Annotated in this window: 22 protein-coding genes, 2 CRISPR repeat arrays and 1 riboswitch; of the genes, 11 read left to right on the plus strand and 11 right to left on the minus strand. The window is 50.1% G+C overall.

From position 1 onward, the window contains the following. Positions 1 to 115 precede the first annotated feature (115 nt). Positions 116 to 881: a CRISPR direct-repeat array (repeat unit 30 nt; unit sequence GTTTCAATTCCTCATAGGTACGTTCAAAGC). A gap of 363 nt (positions 882 to 1,244) precedes the next feature. Beyond that, positions 1,245 to 1,964, minus strand: coding sequence for a hypothetical protein (locus NLX71_RS01610; protein WP_254361758.1), 720 nt, complete (start codon positions 1,962 to 1,964; stop codon positions 1,245 to 1,247). A gap of 63 nt (positions 1,965 to 2,027) precedes the next feature. Next, positions 2,028 to 2,621 carry a hypothetical protein gene (locus NLX71_RS01615; protein ID WP_254361759.1) on the minus strand — a complete coding sequence of 198 codons (594 nt, stop codon included), beginning with the start codon at positions 2,619 to 2,621 and terminating at the stop codon, positions 2,028 to 2,030. Positions 2,622 to 3,539: 918 nt separating this feature from the next. Between NLX71_RS01615 and NLX71_RS01620 the strand changes: the two genes are divergently transcribed. The 5 genes from NLX71_RS01620 to NLX71_RS01635 all read left to right on the plus strand — a co-directional run bounded on the left by NLX71_RS01620 (position 3,540) and on the right by NLX71_RS01635 (position 6,701). Then, positions 3,540 to 3,971: a hypothetical protein gene (locus NLX71_RS01620; RefSeq protein ID WP_254361760.1), complete on the plus strand. Its 432-nt coding sequence runs from the start codon at positions 3,540 to 3,542 to the stop codon at positions 3,969 to 3,971. 18 nt (positions 3,972 to 3,989) lie between these two features. Then, positions 3,990 to 4,830: direct repeats of the CRISPR family, unit length 30 nt; unit sequence GTTTCAATTCCTCATAGGTACGTTCGAAAC. 335 nt (positions 4,831 to 5,165) lie between these two features. Then, positions 5,166 to 5,444, plus strand: a complete 279-nt coding sequence (locus NLX71_RS01625) for a hypothetical protein (RefSeq protein ID WP_254361761.1) — start codon at positions 5,166 to 5,168, stop codon at positions 5,442 to 5,444. A 128-nt stretch (positions 5,445 to 5,572) separates the two neighbouring features. Further along, a complete protein-coding gene (locus NLX71_RS01630) occupies positions 5,573 to 5,836 on the plus strand; it encodes a hypothetical protein (protein ID WP_254361762.1) in 264 nt (87 codons plus the stop codon). Continuing rightward, positions 5,802 to 5,951: a PH domain-containing protein gene (locus NLX71_RS26945; RefSeq protein WP_375377877.1), complete on the plus strand. Its 150-nt coding sequence runs from the start codon at positions 5,802 to 5,804 to the stop codon at positions 5,949 to 5,951. Before NLX71_RS01630 ends, NLX71_RS26945 begins: the two co-directional genes overlap by 35 nt. Before the next feature lie 327 nt (positions 5,952 to 6,278). After that, the gene (locus tag NLX71_RS01635) at positions 6,279 to 6,701 is read left to right on the plus strand and encodes a helix-turn-helix domain-containing protein (RefSeq protein ID WP_302058037.1); all 423 of its coding nucleotides are present in this window, start codon (positions 6,279 to 6,281) and stop codon (positions 6,699 to 6,701) included. 115 nt (positions 6,702 to 6,816) lie between these two features. Here NLX71_RS01635 and NLX71_RS01640 read toward each other — a convergent pair whose 3' ends face one another. Both NLX71_RS01640 and NLX71_RS01645 read right to left on the minus strand, forming a co-directional pair. After that, positions 6,817 to 7,035: an RNA chaperone Hfq gene (locus tag NLX71_RS01640; protein WP_254361763.1), complete on the minus strand. Its 219-nt coding sequence runs from the start codon at positions 7,033 to 7,035 to the stop codon at positions 6,817 to 6,819. Between the two features lie 256 nt (positions 7,036 to 7,291). Beyond that, the gene (locus NLX71_RS01645) at positions 7,292 to 7,378 is read right to left on the minus strand and encodes a putative holin-like toxin (RefSeq protein WP_108531390.1); all 87 of its coding nucleotides are present in this window, start codon (positions 7,376 to 7,378) and stop codon (positions 7,292 to 7,294) included. A 294-nt stretch (positions 7,379 to 7,672) separates the two neighbouring features. Between NLX71_RS01645 and NLX71_RS01650 the strand changes: the two genes are divergently transcribed. From NLX71_RS01650 to NLX71_RS01670, 5 genes are all read left to right on the plus strand, one after another. Beyond that, positions 7,673 to 8,269 carry a TetR/AcrR family transcriptional regulator gene (locus NLX71_RS01650; RefSeq protein ID WP_254361764.1) on the plus strand — a complete coding sequence of 199 codons (597 nt, stop codon included), beginning with the start codon at positions 7,673 to 7,675 and terminating at the stop codon, positions 8,267 to 8,269. 4 nt (positions 8,270 to 8,273) lie between these two features. Next, positions 8,274 to 9,032, plus strand: a complete 759-nt coding sequence (gene map / locus NLX71_RS01655; RefSeq protein ID WP_254361765.1) for a type I methionyl aminopeptidase — start codon at positions 8,274 to 8,276, stop codon at positions 9,030 to 9,032. 665 nt (positions 9,033 to 9,697) lie between these two features. Then, positions 9,698 to 11,272 (plus strand): M4 family metallopeptidase, encoded by a 1,575-nt coding sequence (locus NLX71_RS01660; RefSeq protein ID WP_254361766.1) that lies wholly within the window; start codon positions 9,698 to 9,700, stop codon positions 11,270 to 11,272. A gap of 84 nt (positions 11,273 to 11,356) precedes the next feature. Then, positions 11,357 to 12,931 carry a M4 family metallopeptidase gene (locus NLX71_RS01665; protein ID WP_254361767.1) on the plus strand — a complete coding sequence of 525 codons (1,575 nt, stop codon included), beginning with the start codon at positions 11,357 to 11,359 and terminating at the stop codon, positions 12,929 to 12,931. Positions 12,932 to 13,946: 1,015 nt separating this feature from the next. Continuing rightward, entirely contained in the window at positions 13,947 to 15,521 is a 1,575-nt protein-coding gene (locus tag NLX71_RS01670) for a M4 family metallopeptidase (RefSeq protein ID WP_254361768.1), read from the plus strand. A 70-nt stretch (positions 15,522 to 15,591) separates the two neighbouring features. Here NLX71_RS01670 and queC read toward each other — a convergent pair whose 3' ends face one another. From queC to queD, 3 genes are read right to left on the minus strand one after another with little or no spacing between them, the layout of a single operon-like run. Beyond that, positions 15,592 to 16,290: a 7-cyano-7-deazaguanine synthase QueC gene (gene queC, locus NLX71_RS01675; protein WP_375377878.1), complete on the minus strand. Its 699-nt coding sequence runs from the start codon at positions 16,288 to 16,290 to the stop codon at positions 15,592 to 15,594. 8 nt (positions 16,291 to 16,298) lie between these two features. After that, positions 16,299 to 16,973: a 7-carboxy-7-deazaguanine synthase QueE gene (locus NLX71_RS01680; protein WP_254361770.1), complete on the minus strand. Its 675-nt coding sequence runs from the start codon at positions 16,971 to 16,973 to the stop codon at positions 16,299 to 16,301. Next, positions 16,970 to 17,446 (minus strand): 6-carboxytetrahydropterin synthase QueD, encoded by a 477-nt coding sequence (queD, locus tag NLX71_RS01685; protein WP_254361771.1) that lies wholly within the window; start codon positions 17,444 to 17,446, stop codon positions 16,970 to 16,972. Before queD ends, NLX71_RS01680 begins: the two co-directional genes overlap by 4 nt. A gap of 124 nt (positions 17,447 to 17,570) precedes the next feature. On the opposite strand from queD, the gene NLX71_RS01690 reads away from it, so the two are divergent. Then, on the plus strand, positions 17,571 to 18,959 hold the full coding sequence (locus tag NLX71_RS01690; RefSeq protein ID WP_254362019.1) for an RsmB/NOP family class I SAM-dependent RNA methyltransferase: 1,389 nt from the start codon (positions 17,571 to 17,573) through the stop codon (positions 18,957 to 18,959). 98 nt (positions 18,960 to 19,057) lie between these two features. Here NLX71_RS01690 and NLX71_RS01695 read toward each other — a convergent pair whose 3' ends face one another. The 4 genes from NLX71_RS01695 to NLX71_RS01710 form a co-directional block, all read right to left on the minus strand. Further along, positions 19,058 to 20,005, minus strand: a complete 948-nt coding sequence (locus tag NLX71_RS01695; protein WP_254361772.1) for a DMT family transporter — start codon at positions 20,003 to 20,005, stop codon at positions 19,058 to 19,060. A 140-nt stretch (positions 20,006 to 20,145) separates the two neighbouring features. Further along, positions 20,146 to 20,299: riboswitch (FMN riboswitch) on the minus strand. 58 nt (positions 20,300 to 20,357) lie between these two features. After that, positions 20,358 to 21,398 carry a hypothetical protein gene (locus NLX71_RS01700; protein ID WP_254361773.1) on the minus strand — a complete coding sequence of 347 codons (1,041 nt, stop codon included), beginning with the start codon at positions 21,396 to 21,398 and terminating at the stop codon, positions 20,358 to 20,360. Positions 21,399 to 21,476: 78 nt separating this feature from the next. Next, positions 21,477 to 22,292, minus strand: coding sequence for a Cof-type HAD-IIB family hydrolase (locus NLX71_RS01705; protein ID WP_254361774.1), 816 nt, complete (start codon positions 22,290 to 22,292; stop codon positions 21,477 to 21,479). A 66-nt stretch (positions 22,293 to 22,358) separates the two neighbouring features. After that, the gene (locus tag NLX71_RS01710) at positions 22,359 to 23,102 is read right to left on the minus strand and encodes a pseudouridine synthase (RefSeq protein WP_254361775.1); all 744 of its coding nucleotides are present in this window, start codon (positions 23,100 to 23,102) and stop codon (positions 22,359 to 22,361) included. Positions 23,103 to 23,201: the final 99 nt, after the last annotated feature.

Below are 23,201 nucleotides of genomic sequence, written 5' to 3' on the forward strand. Positions count from 1 at the left end.
TTGCAGTCCTAGCCTTCTGTTATGCAATAATCTTTGAATTAATCGAAAATTATGAGCCTTTAATGAACAAATGGAATAAGAAAAATCAAGAATAGTAGTTTTGTTAAAAAATTAAGTTTCAATTCCTCATAGGTACGTTCAAAGCCCTGTTAGATGGCGAGGTCAAGATCGATGGGACGTGTTTCAATTCCTCATAGGTACGTTCAAAGCCTGAAGGCTGAACACTCGGCGGGGATTCGAACCCCTGTTTCAATTCCTCATAGGTACGTTCAAAGCAATAACGGAAACCCCAAAATCAAAACAGCTAACTTCAAGTTTCAATTCCTCATAGGTACGTTCAAAGCTCAATAGACAGATTGGACCAATATCCTGCATCCACAGTTTCAATTCCTCATAGGTACGTTCAAAGCATAGTTTATGTGATTAAGGAAAAAGGGTGCAATATTCGTTTCAATTCCTCATAGGTACGTTCAAAGCGAGAAAGTAGTCTTCCCCGTATATCTGACTGCTCACTTGTTTCAATTCCTCATAGGTACGTTCAAAGCACCGATGCTTCCACCTTGACCGTAAAACTTGATATTGGTTTCAATTCCTCATAGGTACGTTCAAAGCTCCCTATTCAAATTTATTAAACTCTCCTTAACATATCTGTTTCAATTCCTCATAAGTACGTTCAAAGCTTCGTTCCGAAGCATCGTTTCGACGAGGTGAACGAGGCGTTTCAATTCCTCATAGGTACGTTCAAAGCCGGTTAATATGGTGGCGTATGCAACGTTTGTCAGGAGTTTCAATTCCTCATAGGTACGTTCAAAGCCTCGTGTACTCTTCATGTCGCCGGTGACGATATAATCGTTTCAATTCCTCATAGGTACGTTCAAAGCCCATAAAAACCCCGCTACAACGCCATTTCCACATATCCCACACCTCGTATCTCCAACAGCTAACGCTACAAACCCTTCTGCCGTGCAGCTATCGTTGTCGTCGACCCCCGGGCTTTTTTGCAGCATTGGGGGTCGACGACAAAAAGCATAGTTAAATTATAAGGCTTTGTCCGCCTTTTTCCAAGCCCACGATCTCCCGACTTCGTCAACCCCGACAATCGTACGTGCGATAGATTGGCTCAATTCGCCACGTTCCAGTTTCAAAATAATAGAGGCTCGTAATAATTTTACGCTTACAAAATAAATGTAAACAGACGCAACTGATCAGATGTCAGTTGCGTCTGTTTACATTTCGTCACCGTTTTAATTAGGCTGAGTGCCAGTAACTTCGATATTGAGATCGCTCATAGATACAGCATATCCACCAGCAGTCTCCGTATAAGTTCCTAACAGAGAAGTACCACTTGGAGAGTATTTTTTCCAAACTAATAGCCCACTCGTATTAGCCCCAACTTGATAATTTGTTAAATAGATTGTTGTATTTGGGTTTACTGTTTGGTTCGCACCATATTTTGTACCGCTTGTCCATTGCCTCTCATAACCCCAGCTACCGCCTACAGCTACTTCTAATTTAGCTAAAAACGCTGCCTTGATCTCTGATTTTCCACTAATGTTAACTCCTACATTCCACTTTCCTGCTGTGGTATAAGTTTGTTCATATTGGATTGTTGCCGGAGCAGAAGTACTATTTTGATAGCGGAATGTTCCAAGATTCTGATAACGCCAATCCTTTGTTACATAATTTGGATTATAGGTGCTGAAGACATAAACGAAACCATCGCTTGGTGGGCTCAGTGTTTGCACCCTTTGCGAAAGTGGGACAACTTCCGTGGTGTTCCCGTTTAAATCCGTTTCCCAAGCTCTAAGTTCAGGAATAGGCTGTTTCGGGGAAACTTTGGAATCCGCCAACTCCTGTATTTTGCGAGGGATTTTTTCTTGATCATTGGCTGCATATACACTAGATGTTGTCAGTGTGAGTACGGCGAGGGCACAGACAGTGATATTTCTAACTAGAATATTCAAAAACACACCTCCTAATATTTTACTTATATTATAATATAAATCAATTTGTAATATTTTTCAATACTAACCACTATAATATTTTTCTAGAATATTAAGCACAGACTTTACTGCTTCTTTTGTAATCGTAGTTTTTGCTTTTGTTCTTGCATTTTGAGTAACAGTAACAATAAGATTTCTATATGTGTACGTCGCCATATCAGTTCTATCCAATAATTCAGGATCGGCTCCGCCATATCCAGAAGTCGACTCCCAAGCAACCAAGTTTTTTCCCATATCTACTGCTGTATAAGCAAATCGTACATATAACTGGACTGATTTATCGTTATTTTCAAATATAAATTGTTCTTGTGTTGGATTAAGATCACTAACTCCACCTCCAAGAGTTATTGTGTCTTTCTTATTAAATGTAAAATCTTTTTCTATTAAAAAAATTGTCTTCATTGGTGGAGTTAAAGAGAAACCATTTATAACTATATTGTTTTTAACATCCTCCATTAATTTTGTGAAATCATCGTAGTTTGGTTTGTGTTCAATTTCTATATTGCTGCTGTTGGATGCTTTGCTTGGTGGTATTTGTTGATTAGCTTCATCCTGACAACCTACTAGAGAAATGGAAATTATCAAACTGCTGATTAAAAGCAACGAACTCTTTCTCATAATGTCCTCCATTACATAAAATTTACTTATAAAATAAAATATTACATCCTTGCCATAAATACAAGTTGCCTTGAAAATTTTCATTAGTTCTATCATTTCAAGTTGAGTATCTGTTCGGAGAAATCGTCAGGAAACGTCTGTGTTTCTAATTCTTCTTGCAACGCAGTAAATTGCTTCTAAATTTCACTTTTCGTCACGTCTGCTTTAATAAAGAGTGCAATTTTCAGGGTCAGTGTCTGCGTTGCTGTCACCAGGGGAAAAGTAGAAGAACACTCAAATAGATCAAGAATTCTCTAAGCCCCTCTATATACCAAACGATTGAAAGTTATCAAATGTTACACTTAATTTATAAAAATTTCTAAATTCCCTCATATTTGGGTGATGTCCGATTGCATTAATAATAGTTTCAGAGATGTTAGGATCGAATACTAGCCTGCTGTTGAAGGCGTGATTAATAATCAACAAATTGCGAGGACTTTTGCGGAATGATGTACATTACAATTGTACTTTTAATAGTATTTTTGCTCGCGAAGTTAAAAGTAATTAGTTTAGGACCGAAAGTAGAAATACTATTTTTAGTTCTAAGAGTAATAACGGTCCTAATTAACATCTTGCTTCTTTTTGCCTGGCCCGTCAGCACTGGGACTGGTGTAAAGGAAGGGGTAATACATTAGCCTCTAAGCAAGGTGTTTATCATGATGTTTATTGCTGCTTTTGCTTTGAGAATGATATTTGCGAAAAGGAATAAAGCAAGCTAAAGTTTGCTTTCCCCCGTTGGTCTGACGGGGGTTTTGATTATTGAGCTACGAAGACCGTTCGCTAGTGAATAAGCATTCAATGACCATAATTTTTGTGCCTCAGAGTTGAAAAGCACTCAAAAAGAGGGGCTTGCTTGATTTCATAATTGGAGCGATGACTTTGCAAAAAATTTCGATCTTCTGGAAGATAATATTCATTATTCTTCTATGTATTCTTGTAGTAGGTTCGATTGGGTTATTTGTTGGCTTGAATTTCTTGCTAATCATGGCTTTATCAAAAGTATCCTTGTTGGGTATTCAAATTAAAACAAATTTTGCCGGATTTCTTTTTTCGATTGCCATAATATTTTTTAGTCCAATTAACTTGGTAATTGGCTTCATTCTTGAAGTAATTAAAGAGAGCTTATTTAAAAGAGAAATTTACAAAAGTTTGTTTGATATGGTAGCAACATATTTCATAACTTCCTTATTCATTTATGGTTTGGATTTTTATTACGTTGCAGTCCTAGCCTTCTGTTATGCAATAATCTTTGAATTAATCGAAAATTATGAGCCTTTAATGAACAAATGGAATAAGAAAAATCATGCATAGTTTTGTTAAAAAAATTAAGTTTCAATTCCTCATAGGTACGTTCAAAACTTGCGATTCAATTTACGATTACTGAAGTAAATGGTGCGTTTCAATTCCTCATAGGTACGTTCAAAACTCACCATCTCTATTTTTTATATAGTTTATCACAATGTTGTTTCAATTCCTCATAGGTACGTTCGAAACTAACACAAAACAAGGTACTACGATAGCATTTGATCGGTTTCAATTCCTCATAGGTACGTTCGAAACCAGGTACACCGCCCTTTCAATATGATGTTAACTTACCTAGTTTCAATTCCTCATAGGTACGTTCGAAACCCGTTACAAAATCTCCCACTTTGGAAGCTACGCCAGAGTTTCAATTCCTCATAGGTACGTTCGAAACGTTGATTATGCTTTCGACGATCGTAGGCTGGTCATCTGTTTCAATTCCTCATAGGTACGTTCGAAACTATAACTATGTATGAACCACCATTATTTGAAGAAATATGTTTCAATTCCTCATAGGTACGTTCGAAACAAGCTGATACTGACTTGGTTAAAGGTCTGCGTCAAAAGTTTCAATTCCTCATAGGTACGTTCGAAACCGTTGATTGTAAAATATCTTTGCACTGTGGACTGGTCCTGTTTCAATTCCTCATAGGTACGTTCGAAACGCGTTGTTACTGATCATTAGTCCCCCAGTTGACAACAGTTTCAATTCCTCATAGGTACGTTCGAAACCAAGACTTCTGTACGATCGTCCTGATCTCGCACAAACAGTTTCAATTCCTCATAGGTACGTTCGAAACCAGAAAGAAGCCCAACAAAGGCTTGGGCTATGTCAGAAGTTTCAATTCCTCATAGGTACGTTCGAAACCCATAAAAACCCCGCTACAACGCCATTTCCACATATTCCACACTCTCGTATCTCCAACAGCTAACGCTACAAACCGTTCTGCCGCGCAGCTATGGTTGTCGTCGACCCCCGGGCTTTTTTGCAGCATTGGGGGGCGACAAAAAGCATAGTTAAATTATAAGGCTTTGTCCGCCTTTTTCCAAGCCCATGATCTCCCGACTTCGTACCCCCGACAATCGTACGTGCGATAGATTGGCTCTATTCGACACGTTCCGAGTGGTTCAGCCAAGCACAGCAGACTAAGGTACTGCGAAACTTTGACTTGGGCAACGCCGAGCTTTTGGGCGATTTTCCCCTTGTTTCATCTGGAATTCCTTCATCATCCTGTCGATCTCACGAGCAACACCGATCGGCGTTACATCGTCACGCAGTATGTTTTCCGTCAGTGCCGCCGTCGCAGCTTGCAGGTCAGTCGGCTTGGTATTGCTGAAATCGTTCCAGCAGGAGGACAATTTGCTTATTGGGTTTATAACAAAGTAAAATTTTGGCCTAAAGCGGAAATGACCGCCTCTTCTCAACTTGAAAAAGAATTATTTGTAAATAAAGTAATTGACAGACTTTCGAGTCAGCGGTAAGTTAAACGTAGCAACTCAATATCCGTAGTCTGCCGGGGATCGGGGGCATCTCAGTATGCTCCCCGATCCTGCTGTTTGTTTATTCTGCGCATGGGAATGCTGGCGAAGACATAAGGGAGGGGAACCAGGTGCGTTTTGAACCTCAAAGGGACGCAGCGTTTGCGTTCGTGTTCGGCATCATTGTTTTACTTCTTCTGGCCGTTATCGTTGCCATTTGGTTTGCTCCAGCGACGCTTGGAGAAAAAATTCCGCTGATTTTGGTTATGATGGTGTTTGAAACGTTTTTCTTAATGGTTTGGTATAATACCCAAAATTCCGCTGGATTCCATCACGTCCGTAACATGCATAAAAACGCTGCTGGCGGGGCCAGCCTTTTCCACGAATCGGCTTAGTATCCAATATAACAACGGAATGAGCTTTGTGCACGTTGCGCCTAAGGACCGGGAAGCATTTGTGTCCGCGCTGCGGAAGCACTCATCCGACCGCATTCCGATTAAGCTGGATTAGGAAGGAGATACAAGCTAATATAAGCTAAATCCAAGAATGGAGTCTTCAGCATTTGAACTGAAGACTTCTTTTTTATGGGATGAATGCATCAGATGAAACTTTTTCTTTGTATACTTTGATGCTATTATAAAATTTATGGAGATTGGCTAAACATACTACTATGATACTCTACCAATCCAATTTACTTTTGAATCCATTCATGTTTACTTTTATTAAACAAACTTTAATTTGTACTTCCTAATTTTAACTGTTAATATATAGATATTCGCCGTTATTTACTTACCGGTTAATTGCTTTGCCATTATTTCAATAATGTGGGTGTGTGCGATGGATTTCTACGATCAATTACGAGATATGCGCAAATTGAAAGGTTTCACCATTCGCGAGCTGGCAGACCGCTCCGGCGTATCGGCGGCCTATATTTCCCAGCTGGAGAACGGCAACCGCGGGGTCCCCTCGCCCGACGTGCTGATGAAGCTGTCCGAGGGATTGAACATTCCTTATACCGAGCTGATGCAAATTGCAGGCTATCTGGAGAAGACGGCCTCCGACACGGAGGAAGGAAGCTATACGAAGCCGCGGGTGAACCTGCGCCGCTTTCTGCGCGAGAACGACCTTATCTTCGACGGAATCGAGCTAACCGAGCTGGACAAGGAATGGATCGAGCGGATGCTGACCGTCATGTTCTGGAAAGAAAAGCAGCACAGCAAGGACGAGCAGACGGCGGAATTTTCGTATGAGTCGAAATGAACGGCAGGAAAGTCTGGCTCCCGGCAGCTCCGGGGGGACCGGACTTTTTTTCATGGAAGAGGAAAGGGACCGCTGCCGCAACGCGGGCGGTCCTTCTGTTGTTACACGATGCGGATTAAACAGGCAGGCGCTTGCTTGATACAATCGTAGATACCGCGACTTTATTAACCAGCATATCTCTTCCCTTGACTTCGATCAGGATCGTGTACCGGTCCGTCGATTTCAAGATGCCTTGCATTTGGACACCGTTCTTCGTGATTAAGGTAACAGGTATCCTTTCCATAATGAGCTGATCCAAAAACTTGTTCTGCACGTTATCACTGCTTTTCGTCATGTGAGACATCCCTCTCTCTTTTTTAGGATTCCGTTCCATAGTACCACAATTGAATCTATTACTCTATTGTCAGAACGGACAAGGCCATGTAAACTATAAATACAAAGTATCACGTTACGCCAACATGCGTATACTGAAAAAGGAACGCGGATGCCGCGAACATCCGCACTCCCGCACAATAGCCGCTTCTCAGGGCGGTGGCTTAAACAAATTGTATACGAATCAAGAAAGGACCGCTGCTTTGACCGAGGGCGGTCTATTTCTTTTTGTTAAGGTACGTTAGCAATGCCAAGATGAACATCCCGAACCCGAACATCAAGGTTAGTGCTTGGTATACCTCCATAGGCCATCACCTCCTATCCAGGAGGCTAGCCGACCGCCCTAAAAGCCATTCTATCGTGGTTTTTCCATTGTAACATATTGTACCACCAAACCCAAAATAAGCCTGTCCGACCGAAAAACCAAACGCCCTATGGGACCGAACAGTTCAGACTTGCAGGACGCCCGACTTACGTTATCCGAAGCATCGGCCTACGGTCTGTCAGGCTATGGCGGATTCCAAACCGGGAACTATTGCAAATGGCGGCGGGATCATTTATGATTGACATTGCAGTAGGTCAAAAAAAGAGGTGGTCGTTTGTCTCCCCGAACGAAAGAACAAAACGAAGAAATCCGCCTTCTCCGGGTGAAGCAAATTATGCAAGCCGCAGCCGAGGTGTATTTGGAGCAAGGCATTACCATGGAGATGCGCGATGTCGCAAACAAAGCGAATTTGGGCTACGGCACCGTGTACCATTATTACAAAAACAAGCACGCTCTGCTCGACGACCTGCTGTGGCAGGCATTCCACGAAGCCAAGCAACTCACGGAGGAAGCGTTCGGCACTCCCCAGTCCCCCGGGCAGCAGCTCCGCCGGTACGGCACCCTTATGCTAAGGCAATGCTTTCACGACCGATCCGTCTATATTTTGTACAAAATGATCTGGGAAAACTTTCAGCAGGTCCCAGGCGGCCGCTTTCAAAAGCTGTACGATCAGTTCCAAATCGAGCTGTACCGTCCGCTTGTGTCGGCGATTCAACTGCTCGGGGCGCAGGAGCCTGAGAAACGGGCGAATCTTCTGCTCGGCTCCATGATCGGCTGCGCCGGTTTATGGATTCACCACGGCCATGAAGAGCCGGATACCGACGATATCGCCGATTCGTTAGTCCGCAGTATCGAAAAGAAGGGAAATTGATCTCATGATTATTTTGAAATCCAAGCAGGAAATTGAGCTCATGAAACAAGCCGGTCAGTTGGTCGCGGCTTGTCACCGGGAAATCGCCAAGCTGGTGCAGCCCGGCATTACGACACTTGAAATCGAAGATCTCGTGGATACGATGATCACGAAGCATGGCGGCAGAGCTTTTACCAAAGGTTACAATGGGTATAAGTACGCCACCTGCGCATCCGTGAACGATGTGATCGCCCACGGGTTTCCAAGCCGTGCGCCGCTTCAGGAAGGCGACATCGTCACCATCGATACCGTCGCGGAAGTCGACGGCTGGCTGGGCGATTCCGCCTGGACCTACGCGGTAGGCTCCATTTCCGACGAAGCCCGGCGGCTGATGGAAGTAACCAAGCAATGCCTGGATCTCGGCATCGCTCAGGCCCTCGCCGGCAACCGCCTCGGGGACATAACGCACGCGATCCAATCCCACGCGGAGCGGAACGGCTACTCCGTCGTGCGCGATCTGCTCGCCCACGGCATCGGCCGGGATCTGCACGAAGAGCCCAGCTACGCACATGTCGGGCCGCCCGGCAAAGGCGTACGGTTGAAGGAAGGCTTCGTGTTTACGATCGAGCCGATGATCAACGCCGGTACGCATCATATGTACGTCGAAGCGGACGGCTGGACGGCCCGAACGGCTGACGGACGGCTATCCGCCCAATACGAGCATACGATTGCGATCACCGAAGACGGTCCGCTGCTGCTCACCGACCAGGCTACGGTGGGCTGACGCCGCAGCCTCATAGTTCCTCCTACACCCTCTTAACCGTTTCAGCCCTTTGTCCGCGGCTATCTGCCGCGCGAAGGGCTGTTTTACATACAATAGCGCCTGCTCTCCTGCCAACACCCCCCTGTTTAACTCGTATTCTATACATTACTTTATACTAATTCTAAATAATACATTAACTGTTATTAAATCCTATAATTGTATTGTTTTCAGGAGAAAAAACATTTGAAAACGAATGTATCTTAAAATTCCACGAAGGGTGCGGAAGGTGAAGCTTAAGATCACAAAGGGACTATATTCCCCTATACATGAATCAATGATCCCTTTTTCTATCAGATTTTCGACAAGAAACAGGCAACGCCTCATCCGATATACTAGGACTAAAGAACCTTTTATTGTTAAACAGGAATATTTTTACTTAAAAGGGTATTGTAAAAAATTAAAATTGTATTAATATTATTATCAAGCAGTCAAAGTTGGAATATTTTCCTAACGTTTCAACAAACTGCGATTTATTCCTACGGTTTTTCGTGAAATGAATTGACCACTTAACGAAAGAGGTGATGCTTTTTAGCGAAAACACGCACCTCATGACTCCACTCGAATAATCCTGCCTAATCGAATTCGCCCTAAACCTATCGGAAAAATTGAAAAAGGAGAGATGAATTATGTTAAAAGTATGGTCATCGATTATTACGGGAGCATTTTTGCTCGGAAGCGTACAAGCCGTGCATGCTGCTCCGCAAGACCCGTCCGCTCCCTCTGGAGGATTCGCCCCTCAATTGATTACCGAGGAAAACTGGAGCGCACCACAAGCCGTAACCGGGGAGGACAAAATCTGGAAGTACCTAGAATCCAAGAAAGAAAACTTCCAGATCGGCAAATCCGTCGATCTGAAAAAACAGTTGAAAATTATCGAGCAAACGACAAACGAGAAAACGGGAACCCAGCATTACCGTCTGCAGCAGTATGTGGGTGACGTTCCCGTATACGGCGGCGTTCAGACGGTTCACATCAACAAAGAAGGACAAGTCACATCGCTGATCGGCGACGTGCTTCCCGAGCAGAAGCAGCAGATTCCGAGGGGCTTGACCTCGCAAATCAGCGAAGCGGAAGCTATCGCCGTTGCCCAGAAAGATACCGAAGCCGATGTCGGCAAGCTGGGCGAACCGCAAATGCCGCCAAAAGCGGAGCTGTACGTTTACTTGCACGAAGGACAGCCGGTGCTCACCTATGTGACAGAGGTTAACGTTCTCGAACCGGAGCCGATCCGCACACGCTACTTCATCGACGCCGATGACGGCAGCATTTTATCCAAGTATGATATTCTCACTCGTGCTACGGGCACCGGAAAAGGCGTGCTCGGAGATACGAAAACGTTTACAACCACGCAATCCGGCTCTACCTATCAATTGAAAGATACGACGCGCGGACAAGGAATCGTCACATACAACGCGGGCAACCAGAGATTGCTGCCGGGAATGCCGCTCACCAGCACTAACAATATTTGGAACGACGGTGCAGCGGTCGATGCGCATGCCTACACCGCCAAAGTGTACGATTTCTATAAAAATAAATTTAGCCGCGACGGCCTTGACGGCAAAGGCTCCCAGATTGTATCGAGCGTGCACGTCGGCTACAAATGGGACAATGCCGGGTGGACCGGCACGCAAATGATATACGGAGACGGAGGCAAAAAATTCAGAGCGCTCTCTGCCGATCCGGACGTCGTCGGCCACGAATTGACTCACGGTGTTATAGATAAAACGGCCGCTCTGGATTACAAAGACGAGTCCGGGGCGCTGAATGAATCGATCGCCGATATTATGGGGAATGCCATCGAAGCCAAAAACTGGCTGATGGGCGACCTGGTAACCCTCAAACAAGGTGCGCTCCGTTCTATGGAGAATCCGAAGCTCTACGATGACCAGCGCGACCACTATCAAGACCGTTACATTGGTACAGACGATTACGGCGGCGTGCATACGAACAGCGGCATCAACAACAAAGCCTATTACCTGATCGCCCAAGGCGGCACGCACTACGGCGTCACCGTGAACGGCATCGGACGCGATGCGGGTGAGCAAATTTTCTATAACGCCCTCGTCCATTACCTGACTAAGTTTTCGAACTTCTCGACCATGCGCGCCGCTGCTATTGCATCGGCAACCGAATTGTACGGAGCGAATTCCGCTCAAGTTAACGCCGTTAAAAAAGCGTACACGGCCGTCGGCGTGAACTAATTTTAGCGCAACATTCACGGCAATGACGAGCGGACAGCGGACAGCTCCCGGCCTTCGGTAAAAAGTAAAAGGAGAAATGAATTTATGTTAAAAGTATGGTCATCGATTATTACTGGAGCATTTTTGCTCGGAAGCGTACAAGCCGTGCATGCTGCTCCGCAAGACCCGTCCGCTCCCTCTGGAGGATTTGCCCCTCAATTGATTACCGAGGAAAACTGGAGCGCGCCGCAAGCCGTAACCGGGGAGGACAAAATCTGGAAGTACCTTGAATCCAAGCAGGAAAGCTTCCAGATCGGCAAATCCGTCGACCTGAAAAAACAATTGAAAATTATCGAGCAAGAGACAGACGAAAAAACGGGAACCCAGCATTTCCGTCTGCAGCAGTATGTGGAAGACGTTCCCGTATACGGCGGCGTGCAGACGGTTCATATCAACAAAGAAGGACAAGTCACATCGCTGATCGGCAGCGTGCTTCCCGAGCAGCAGCAGCAGATTCCGAGGGGCTTGACCTCGCAAATCAGCGAAGCGGAAGCTATCGCCATCGCCCAGAAAGATACCGAAGCCGACGTCGGCAAGCTGGGCGAACCGCAAATGGAGCGAAAAGCGGAGCTGTACGTTTACTTGCACAACGGACAGCCGGTACTCACCTATGTGACGGAGGTTAACGTTCTCGAACCGGAGCCGATCCGCACACGCTACTTCATCAGCGCCGATGATGGCAGCATTTTATCCAAGTACGACATTCTCGATCGCGCTACAGGCACCGGAAAAGGCGTGCTCGGAGACACGAAAACGTTTACAACCACGCAATCCGGCTCTACCTATCAATTGAAAGATACGACGCGCGGGCAAGGAATCGTCACATACAGCTCGGGCAACCGGGGATGGCTGCCGGGAACGCTGCTCACCAGTACCAACAATATTTGGAACGACGGCGCAGCGGTCGATGCGCATGCCTACGCCGCCAAAGTGTACGATTTCTATAAAAATAAATTTGGCCGCGACAGCATTGACGGAAAAGGCTTCCAGCTTGTATCGAGCGTGCACATCTTGAAAAGATATAACAATGCCGGGTGGAACGGCAAGCAAATGTTTTATGGAGACGGAGACGGCGTAAGGAACAGACCGTTCTCTGCCGATCCGGACGTCGTTGGCCACGAATTGACTCACGGCGTGATCTCAAAAACGGCCAACTTGGAATACAAAAACGAGTCCGGAGCGCTGAACGAATCGATCGCCGATATTATGGGGAATTCGATCGAAGGCAAAAACTGGCTGATGGGCGACTTGATAAGCATCCAAGGGCTCGCGTTCCGTTCTCTGGAAAATCCGAAGCTCTACGGGCAGCCCGACCGCTATCAAGATCGTTACATCGGCACAGAAGATAAAGGCGGCGTGCATTGGAACAGCGGCATCAACAACAAAGCCTTCTACCTCATTGCCCAAGGCGGCACGCACTATGGCGTAACCGTGAACGGCATCGGACGCGATGCGGCTGTGCAAATTTTCTATAAAGCACTCATCTATTACCTGACTCCGCTTTCGAACTTCTCGGCCATGCGCGTCGCTGCCATTGAAGCGGCAACCGACTTGTACGGAAAAAATTCCGCCCAAGTTGATGCCGTTACAAAAGCGTACACTGCCGTTGGCGTGAACTAAATTTAGCGCAATATTCACGGCAAGGACGAGCATACGGCGGAAAGCCTCCGGGAAGCGGCAAAGTTTTCGTACGAGTATGAACGGCAGGAAAGTCCGGTTCCCGGCAACTTCGGGGGGAACCGGACTTTTTTTCATAAGAGGATCAATCGGAAAACGATACGGCCCATGGGACCGAACCGTACGGACGGCAGGACGCCCGGCTTACGTTATCCGGAGCTCGGTCCTGCACCGACGGGCTGACAGCCTGCAGGACGCCTAATACAAGCATACGATTGCGATCACCGAAGACGGTCCGCTGCTGCTTACCGACCAAGCCACAGCCGGCTGACGCCGCAGCCCTCCATAGTTACTCCTGCTCCATCTCAAGCGCCTTCTGCCCTTTGTCCGCATCTATCTGTCGAGCGAAGGGCTGTTCTGCGTAACGCTAGCGCCTGCCTGTCCGCCAACATTCCCCAGTCATCTTCCCGCTGGCGCTCTCTTAACGAATGACACGCTATCGTCGCCAGGCAAGGACCATAGTCCACCCATATGCATCACAAGACCCCTTTTCTAGCGAAATTTCGACAAGAATTAGATGACGTCTTGCCCGATGTTCTGGGCCTAAAGAACCTTTATTGTTTAGAAGGAAATTTTTTACTAAAAAGGGTATTGAAAAATTTAAAAATTGTATTAATATAATTATCAAGCAGTCCCCGTTGGAATATTTTACCGAACGTTTCAACAAGCTGCGATTAGCCTCTACGGTTTTACCTGAAAAGAATTAACCACTTGATGAAAGAGGTGATGCTTTTTAGCGAAAATCCGGTATAGTCACCCGACGCCCCTGTTTCAGTTGTACACACCTCATGCTTCCACTCGATTGATCCTGTCTTGCCTCAGATTTTTGCTTCTGTAATGATCATCTTCGACGAGACCCGCTTTGAATCTGCCTTTGGTTTGTTATCCGCCACCGGAAAAACCAGTATCAAATTCATTCTAAACCGATGGGAAAAATTTGAAAAGGAGAGATGATTTTATGTTAAAAGTATGGTCATCGATTATTACAGGAGCATTTTTGCTCGGAAGCGTGCAAGCCGTGCATGCTGCTCCGCAAGAACCGTCCACTCCCTTTAAGGGATTTGCCCCTCAATTGATTTCCGAGGAAAACTGGAGTGCGCCGCAATCCGTAACGGGGGAGGACAAAATCTGGAAGTACCTCGAATCCAAGCAAGACAGCTTCCAGATCGGCAAATCCGTTGATCTGAAAAAACAACTGAAAATTGTCGGGCAAACGACAGACGAGAAAACGGGAACTCAGCATTACCGTCTGCAGCAGTATGTGGAAGGCGTTCCCGTATACGGCGGCGTTCAGACGGTTCACATCAACAAAGAAGGAAAAGTCACATCGCTGATCGGCAGCGTGCTTCCCGAACAGCATCAGCAGGCTCCGAAGGGCTTGACCTCGCAAATCAGCGAAGCGGAAGCTATCGCCGTTGCCCAGAAAGATACCGAAGCCGCCGTAGGCAAGCTGGGCGAAGCGCAAGAGACGCCAAAAGCGAAACTGTTCGTTTACATGCATAACGGACAGCCGGTACTTACCTATGTGACGGAGGTTAACGTTCTCGAACCGAAGCCGATCCGCACACGCTACTTCATCGGCGCCGATGACGGCAACATTTTATTCAAGTACGACTTCCTCACTCACGCTACGGGCACCGGAAAAGGCGTGCTTGGTGACTCAAAAACGTTTACAACCACGCAATCCGGCTCTACCTATCATTTGAAGGATACGACGCGCGGGCAAGGAATCGTCACATACAGCTCAGGCAACCGGTCATCGCTGCCGGGAACGCTGCTCACCAGTCCAAACAATATTTGGAACGACGGCGCAGCGGTCGATGCGCATGCCTACACCGCCAAAGTGTACGATTTCTATAAAAATAAATTTGGCCGCAACAGCATTGACGGCAACGGCTTCCAGCTGAAATCGAGCGTACACTACGGCAGCAGATACAACAACGCCTTCTGGAACAACGTGCAAATGGTGTACGGAGACGGAGACGGCGTAACCTTCAGAGCGTTCCCTGCCGATCCGGACGTCATCGGCCACGAATTGACTCACGGCGTTACGTCAAGGACGGCCGATCTGGAATACTACGGCGAGTCCGGAGCGCTGAACGAATCGATCTCCGATATTATGGGGAATGCGTTAGAAGGCACAAATTGGCTGATCGGTGACAAGATAACCCTCAGACAAGGTGCGCTCCGTTCTATGGAGAATCCGAAGCTCTACAATCAGCCCGACCGCTATCAAGACCGTTACCAAGGTCCTGGCGATAACGGCGGCGTGCATACGAACAGCGGCATCAACAACAAAGCCTACTACCTGATCGCCCAAGGCGGCACGCACTACGGTGTCACCGTGAACGGTATCGGACGCAATGCGGCCGAGCAAATTTTCTATAACGCCCTCCTCAATTACCTGACTCCGACTTCGGACTTCTCGGCCATGCGCGCCGCTGCCATTTCATCGGCAACCGACTTGTTCGGAGCGAATTCCGCCCAAGTTGAATCTATTAAAAAAGCGTACACTGCCGTCGGCGTGAACTAATTTTTTAGCACAAAAGCCAAAGGGCTGCTCCCATTCGTACAAACGAATGAGGGGCAGCCCCTTAAATATGTTATTGATAAACTATCGGATCGGCCGTTCCCGCTTCGTCGAAGCCTTTCAAGCGCAGCCGGCAGCTATCGCAAACGCCGCACGCTTCCTCCTGCCCGTTATAGCATGAGGTTGTCAAGTGATACGGCACGCCGAGCCGCATTCCTTCGCGAATAATCTCGGCTTTCGTCCAATGAATCAGCGGCGTTTCGATGCGGATCGGACCGCCTTCCACGCCGACGCGCGTCGCCAGTGCCATCACTTCCTCCACCTTGCGGATAAATTCCGGGCGGCAGTCCGGGTATCCGCTGTAATCAAGCGCGTTGACGCCGATATAGATCGCTTCCGCTCCGATGGTTTCCGCGTAGGAAGTCGCGATGGAGAGGAACAGCAGATTGCGGCCCGGCACGTAAGTAACGGGAATATCGGAATCGATCGCACCGCTCTCGCCGGCCGGCGGAACCTCTATCGATTCGTCGGTCAAGGCGCTGCCTCCGAACTCTTTCAAAAAGCCGAGCGCAATTACTTTATGGCGGCTCGCCGTGTTATAAAACTCGGCCACCTGCCGCGCGTTCTCGATCTCGCGCCTTTGACGCTGCCCGTAATCGAACGTGATCGGGTAAACGTCATACCCGGCGTCCCGAGCCATCCCCATGCAGGTTGTGCTGTCCAGCCCCCCACTCAAAATAACGACTGCTTTTTTCATCGATTTCACCTTCATTCGCATGATTATACCCCGCGGGCCGCAGGGTCCCAAATGATTTTATGTAACTGCATGTTCAGTTTCACCTGAGACAAGCCGTGCTCCAGCATCAAACCGACCAGCTTGGCCGGAGGCATCGTTTCCCAGACTGGGCTGAACATCGGCAGCGCCCGGGTCGGGTACGCTTCGAGCAGCGCTTTGGCCGCATGAAAATCCCGCTCGCTCCCGATCACGAACTTCAATTCGTCCTGCGGGCGCAGCTTGGCCAGATTCGCCGTGATCATCCGTTCCTCTTCACCCGAATCGGGAAGCTTGTAGTCCATAATATATCGAACAACGGGCGATTCGATCCGCTCCAGAAAAGGCGCTAGATCGATGGCCCCGTTCGTCTCGATATGCAGGTCGTCGTAGCGGCCGGTTGCAACCAGCGCCTCGATGAGCGCCCTAGACTTCTCACCGTACAACAGCGGCTCGCCCCCGGTCAGACAGACGTGCCGCGAACGGTAACGTCCTGCCTCGGCGACAATATCCTCGATCGTCATCGTAAATTCGGCCTCGGCCGGCGGATAGCTGTACTTCGTGTCGCACCACGTACAGCGCAGATTGCAGCCGAACAGCCTCACGAACACGGTCGGAAAGCCAGCTCGCGTGCCCTCCCCCTCGACCGTCTCGAAAATTTCCACCATCGGCAGCCGGATCATGCCGGATCATCTCCCATCAAGCGCGCCGTGACGGCCGCGTAGCTGGTCGGCGTCTCCCACAGGCGGACTTCCTCCAGCCGCACCGCCGGGAACAGCCCTTCGCTTCGCAGCGCGTCCCGGAGCTGCTCGTACATCCAGACGACCATATTTTCCGCGGTCGTATTCATCGGCGGCAGCACCTCGTTCAAGTAACGGTGATCCAGCCGGTCGATGATCCGCTCTTTCGCGATTCGCTTGATATCCGCAAAATCGATCGTAAGGCCCCGGTCGTCAACTTTGCCGCGCATCACGACCTGAAGCTTATACGTATGCCCGTGCAGGCTTTTGCATTTACCCTCGTAGCAGTGCAAATGATGGGCGCTATCGAACGTAAATTCCTTGGAAACGAGCACTTCCCTGTCGTGATATTTAAGCTCGTTCCGCTGAATGTCTTCGCCTAACGTTTGTACTTTTTTCGGAATTTCGTATGTCATTCTCGTTCACCTCTCCCAAAAGGACCAAACAATTATAGCATGCAGTCTTAGCTTCTCACAATATGGCGAAGCTTGTATAATGTAGGGATACCGACAGCCATAAAAGGAGTTCGACATGTCCTCTATGATCCGTTTGCCCGAAGCTTATGTTCAACAAATGCAAATGCAGCTTCAAGAGAGCGCCGAAGCGTTCCTGCGAAGCTATGAACAACCCCGCACGCAGGGCTTGCGAATGAATCCTGCCAAAATCGACCCGGGGAGCGGCGGCCCCATCCTGGAACGTCTGTGCGACACGTTCGGGCTGGAGCTCGTCCCCTGGTGCGGGACAGGCTTCTACTACCGGGAAGAAACGAAGCCGGGAAAGCATCCCTACCATGCGGCAGGGTTATATTATATCCAAGAGCCGTCCGCCATGTCCGCCGTTGAGCTGCTGGACCCGCAGCCGGGAGACGCCGTTCTCGACCTCGCCGCAGCGCCGGGCGGGAAATCGACGCACATCGCCGGGAAGCTGGCGGGCCAAGGGCTGCTGATCAGCAACGAAATTCACCCTGTCCGCGCCAAGAGCTTATCCGAAAATATCGAGCGGATGGGCGTCACGAACGCCGTCGTCGTCAGCACTTCGCCGCAGCAGCTTGCCGAGCGGTTCCCCCGCTTTTTCGATAAAATCATGGTCGACGCTCCCTGCTCGGGAGAAGGCATGTTCCACAAAGACCCGGAGGCGATCGCCGAATGGTCGCCGGCTCACGTCGAAATGTGCGCGGCGCGGCAGCTCGACATTCTGCAATCGGCGGTTGCGATGCTGAAGCCGGGCGGACGGCTCGCCTATTCCACCTGCACGTTCAACGAGCAGGAGAACGAGCGCACCGTTCATGAGCTGCTCCGCCAGTATCCGCAGCTGCGGCTCGAACGGACGGAGCGGATTTGGCCGCACCTGCACCGTGGCGAGGGGCATTTTGTCGCCGTGCTGCAACTGGACGGGGTGCCGGATGAGCCACCTGCCGCCACGACGTGCTCGGCAGCCCCGCGTACGCGTCAAGCGGGCAAAGCGAAGCGCGGAGGCAGCCGACCCGAAGAGGCAGCCATGCGGCTGTTCCAACGGTTCGCCGAGGAGTCGCTTGCCGCAGGGTTCCAGCTGCCGCCGGGCGAGCCGGTCTTGTTCGGCGAGCAGCTCTACCTGCTGCCCACGCCAGCCGGCAGCCCGTTCGGCAGCGCGATGCTTCAGGGACTCAAGACGCTGCGCCCCGGCCTTCACCTCGCCGAGGTGAAGAAGGATCGCGCGGAACCGGCGCATGCTTTGGCCCTTGCGCTGACGGATGCCGCGCAAGCCCGGCTTGCCGTTCATCTGGCCGCGGGGAGCGGCGAAGCGGAACGCTACCTCCGGGGCGAAACCATAGACGGTCCCGAAGCGCGCAGCGGCTGGACGCTGATCACGGTTGACGGCTTCCCGCTCGGCTGGGGCAAGCAATCCGGAACACAGGTTAAAAACCACTATCCGAAAGGATTGCGCCGATAAGCCCCGCCTCCATAAAAAAGCTTTTTTTCGAAAAAAGACTATCCCCGCATCGTTGGACTGATCACGCTCCATCCTTCATGCGAAGGACAGTCTCTCTTTTATTCGCTTTGCCGGGAAAGGCCGAACAAAGCGGCCCATATGACCACGAAGCCGACCAGTTGGTCCGGCGTGACGGCTTGTTGGAACACCAGCCAGTTGATCAGCAAGCCGACCGCCGGAAAAGACAGCTCGGCCAGCGTCGCATAGGAAGCTTTCGTATCGGTCAATCCCCGGTAGTAGAGCAGCAGGCTGAGCAGTCCCGGAATGAAAGCGCCCATAACCAAATTAGCGATCACCGCATCCCAGGCAACCGACTGCGCGGGCTGAACGAGCGCCATTCCCTCGCCCGCCGACAAAGCCAGAAGCAGCGGCAGCGCCAGCAGAAAACGGAGGGCCGTCACCGTTTCGAACTTCATTTGCCCGAGCATCAGCCTTCCCATCACCGTCGAGCCGCCCCATAACGCAGCCGCCCCGATCGAGAGCAATCCGCTCCAGGTCGCAATATCTCCCCAATGCCCGATCGGCGTCTTCCAGCCGAACGTCAGCAGATAGGTGCCGAGCAAGGCAAGAATCATGAGCAGCGCAAAACGCCGCGGCAAGCTTTCTTTCAGCACAATCCGTGCCAGAATGATTGCAAACAGCGGCTGCAGCTTTTGCAGCAGCAGCACGGCATTCGGATTGCCGTGAGCGAATGCGGACGTAAACAGAATCGTCGCCAGCGCCGAGCCGCCCCACGAAATGAACAGCAGAGCCATGAGATGGCGCAGCTTCAGGCCCCGCAGCTCCTGCCTGTGCAGCCAGACGACCGGCAAGGCGTAGACAAGCAGCAGCATGTGCTCGATCAATACAATTTGCGCAGAAGTAAACGTTTTAAGCAGCAGAATCCGGAATAATGGGTCGATGCCCCATAACGCCGATCCGAGCACGACCAGCCATAGTCCGCTCCGTGCGCTTGCTTTGGCCGTGGCAGCACGGCCGTTTAATCCGACAGCAGTAGCTCTGTCCATATTCAACAACCTCCCAAGGTGTTTGAACAGGACCCTTCGAAAAGAAGTCAGCCCCGCTATCGGTTAAGATAACGGGGCATATGCAAATAAGCTCACCTTGAGCCGTTTTTTACAAACGAATCAACCCGGTATGCCTACTTTGTGACCTTCTCCCATCCGGACTATACCGTCGGCCTTGGAATTGCACCAAGTCAGTCGTCTGTTCCGCCAGCGGAAATCGACGAGTCGCGGGCTTAGGCTCCGAAGCGAGCCTTCACCGCCGGTCGGGATTTTCACCCTGCCCCGAAGGTCCTAATTCAATTAGAAAGCATTTTATCATATGCTTTTCGCTTTCGGCAACCCTTATATGCGATTAATGGAACGTTTCCGTTTCGAACAGTACTTCTTCGATCAGCCGGTTGTTGTGCATCATGGACAAGTTGAGCGCGGAGTAATCTTTTTCCTTGTCAAGCTCCTCCATCAGCAAGGTAGCGATAAGCTCCCGGTCATCCGTGTTACCGGGCTCACGGAAATCGATAAAGCCAGTCAACTGGCGCTCGCTGATATCTACCGTAGCCGTGCCGATCGGGAGCCCGCCCCGGGACTGCTCATATATTTCGTACGTCAGCACTCCCCTGTCATCCCGGACGAGCATAACCGCATACGGCTTGTCTTCGTCGCTTCCACTCCAAATTACCTCGGAGTCTTCCTCCTCCGCCAGCAAATCCTCGTGGGTCAGCTCGATCACTTCGAAAATCTCGTTGTCGAAGCTCATCGCAATTTCAAAGCGGTCCACCTCGTCCTCGTCGAAATCGAGCACAAGCAAATCGGCCGCGATATCCAGCTCGGCTTCGGCAGGTTCGATCATCCAATAGACCGTGCCGGTCACTTCGCGGTCCTCGATTTGGAGAAATACCTCGGCGACAAAATCTTCGTCTTTATCGTAGAGATGGTATTCCAGTCCGTCCTCGTCTTCGCCGACCAGCACCAGTTCGAAATCCGCCATCGTGAAGTCGCCCCGTTCTTGAGGCGTCTCGTCTTCAATACGCGTCTCGTTATCGATCCAATCCGAGTCGTAATCGAAATCTTCTTCCGTGGAGACGACCCCTGCATAGGTTTCCGCTTCCCGCTCCGAAGCGATCACATGGTCAAAGCTGCTGTAGGTGACCATCACCTCGCACCCTTTTGCTTGCAGAGCGTCCAGCAGGGAGTCCACATACTGGTGGACCGCATCGAACACTTCGTCTTTCTCCGCGTCGTCAAGCACTTCTTTCTCCAATTGGAGCGCGCCTGCGATTCGGTCGGATTCACGGAAGACGAGAGATAGCGTACCCACAAACCGATTTTTGAACATGATGTCGCTGACTTCGCCGCCCGCCGTCCTTAGATCCGGTCTTAAGCTGACATGCGTCATTCGGGTCCCCTCCAATCAGGTTATGCACTCGCGCAGTGCGGAGTTTACCCTCATAGCATGTCCTTCCCTGACGGAAAACTATGCGCGGGGCTCTCCCGTAGGAAGCACGAAACGGCGCAGCGCTTCATGCACACCATCATCGTTATTGGACAGCGTTACAGCATCGGCGGCCTCTTTGACCGCATCCGGCGAATTGTCCATCGCTATGCCGAGTCCGGCAAACCGGATCATATCCATATCGTTGTAATAGTTGCCCATGGCAACGATGTTTCCGGGAGCAATGTCCCATTGGGCGGCGAGCGCCTGCAGCGCACGGCCCTTGGACACTTCCTTCGACAGCACGTCGATAAAGTGCGCTCCGCTTCTCAGCGCATGAACGCTCGGAGGCAGCGATACTCGCGCCAAATCCCGCTCGACCGCGTCCATCTCTTCCTCCGACCCGAACATCGTAAACTTCACGAGCGGAACGTTCATGCTCAGCACGTCCTCCACCCGCTCGGGAGAAACCATAAATTTTTCGTACATCGCCGCTTCCCGCTCGCCTACTTTCTCGACAAACATATCCAGCGCGGTGTTCACGTCAAAATGTATATTCTGTTCGCGGCAATAGCGGACGAGCTCCGCAAGCTCCCGCACCTCGAAGCCGGATTGATGCAGCAGCTTCGGCCCCGGCGTCTCGACGGTCGCCGCCCCGTTATGCGTGATCAGCACGCCGGTAAGGCCCAGACGCTCCAGAACCGGGATTGCATTGACCGGTCCTCGGCCGGTGCACAACACGATCCGGGCTCCTGCTTCGTGCGCCGTGCGCAGCGTTTCTACCGTTTTGTCCGTTACTTCATGCTCGTCGTTCAAAAGCGTGCCGTCCACGTCAAGCGCAATGATGCGATAGTTCATTTTTGCTCCGCTCCCTTGTACTTCTTCTCTCTATATATCTGTTAGCTGAATTGGCTTAGCCGGCTTCTATTCCCCATGCGCCAGCAGGCTTTGCCGCTCTTCCTCCGTCAATTCCCGCGACTGCCCTAGCGGCAACGCCGGGTCCAGCTTCAGCGGTCCCATGGACAGCCGTTTCAGATAGGTCACCTGCTTGCCTACGGCTTGAAACATGCGTTTTACCTGATGAAACTTACCTTCATGTATGGTCAATTCGACGCGGGAAAGCTCGCCCGCTTCGGGTCGTCCGCAGTGCAGCACGTTCAGTTCCGCGGGCATCGTCACATAGCCGTCATCGAATGTGACGCCGCGCGCGAACGCTTCAATGTCGCTTTCGTTAACAGCGCCGCTCACTTCGGCATAATACGTCTTCGGAACATGTTTTCGCGGCGACAGCAGGTTGTGCGCCAGCTTGCCGTCGTTCGTCAGCAGCAGCAGCCCTTCGGTGTCTTTGTCCAGCCGTCCGACCGGGAATACGTCAAAATGCGAGTACTGCTCGTCCAGCAGATCAAGCACGGTCCGGTCCCTGGTATCTTCCGTGGCGGACACGACGCCCTGCGGCTTATGCAGCATCAAGTAGACGAATTCGCGGTAAACCACCGGCATTCCGTCAACCGTAATGCGATGCCGCTCGGGGTTCACCTGCATTCCGCTGTCCTTCACCGTTTTGCCGTCCACGCTGACGATGCCGCGCTTCACGAGCTGTTTGATTTCGCTGCGTGTGCCGAAGCCCGTATGAGCCAGCAGCTTGTCCAGACGTAGCGTTGCTTTCATCGTTAGGGTTCACCTCCCCATAAGACGGTAGTCTAACGTCCCCCGCCATTCTCTTGGATGTCCGAAGTCTACCCAAGTATACGCCAATGTCGAAAATCC

Origin of the sequence: Paenibacillus sp. MZ04-78.2 (assembly GCF_024213375.1) — a bacterium.
Classification (GTDB): domain Bacteria; phylum Bacillota; class Bacilli; order Paenibacillales; family NBRC-103111; genus Paenibacillus_G.

Bases quoted from the DNA above. Each gene is read 5' to 3' on its own strand.
- NLX71_RS01615 (WP_254361759.1), bottom strand. From the start codon at position 2,621: ATGAGAAAGAGTTCGTTGCTTTTAATCAGCAGTTTGATAATTTCCATT.
- NLX71_RS01635 (WP_302058037.1), top strand. From the start codon at position 6,279: ATGGATTTCTACGATCAATTACGAGATATGCGCAAATTGAAAGGTTTC.
- NLX71_RS01640 (WP_254361763.1), bottom strand. From the start codon at position 7,035: ATGACGAAAAGCAGTGATAACGTGCAGAACAAGTTTTTGGATCAGCTC.
- NLX71_RS01645 (WP_108531390.1), bottom strand. From the start codon at position 7,378: ATGGAGGTATACCAAGCACTAACCTTGATGTTCGGGTTCGGGATGTTC.
- map (WP_254361765.1), top strand. From the start codon at position 8,274: ATGATTATTTTGAAATCCAAGCAGGAAATTGAGCTCATGAAACAAGCC.
- NLX71_RS01660 (WP_254361766.1), top strand. From the start codon at position 9,698: ATGTTAAAAGTATGGTCATCGATTATTACGGGAGCATTTTTGCTCGGA.
- NLX71_RS01665 (WP_254361767.1), top strand. From the start codon at position 11,357: ATGTTAAAAGTATGGTCATCGATTATTACTGGAGCATTTTTGCTCGGA.
- NLX71_RS01670 (WP_254361768.1), top strand. From the start codon at position 13,947: ATGTTAAAAGTATGGTCATCGATTATTACAGGAGCATTTTTGCTCGGA.
- queC (WP_375377878.1), bottom strand. From the start codon at position 16,290: ATGAAGGTGAAATCGATGAAAAAAGCAGTCGTTATTTTGAGTGGGGGG.
- NLX71_RS01680 (WP_254361770.1), bottom strand. From the start codon at position 16,973: ATGATCCGGCTGCCGATGGTGGAAATTTTCGAGACGGTCGAGGGGGAG.
- queD (WP_254361771.1), bottom strand. From the start codon at position 17,446: ATGACATACGAAATTCCGAAAAAAGTACAAACGTTAGGCGAAGACATT.
- NLX71_RS01690 (WP_254362019.1), top strand. From the start codon at position 17,571: ATGATCCGTTTGCCCGAAGCTTATGTTCAACAAATGCAAATGCAGCTT.
- NLX71_RS01695 (WP_254361772.1), bottom strand. From the start codon at position 20,005: ATGGACAGAGCTACTGCTGTCGGATTAAACGGCCGTGCTGCCACGGCC.
- NLX71_RS01700 (WP_254361773.1), bottom strand. From the start codon at position 21,398: ATGACGCATGTCAGCTTAAGACCGGATCTAAGGACGGCGGGCGGCGAA.
- NLX71_RS01705 (WP_254361774.1), bottom strand. From the start codon at position 22,292: ATGAACTATCGCATCATTGCGCTTGACGTGGACGGCACGCTTTTGAAC.
- NLX71_RS01710 (WP_254361775.1), bottom strand. From the start codon at position 23,102: ATGAAAGCAACGCTACGTCTGGACAAGCTGCTGGCTCATACGGGCTTC.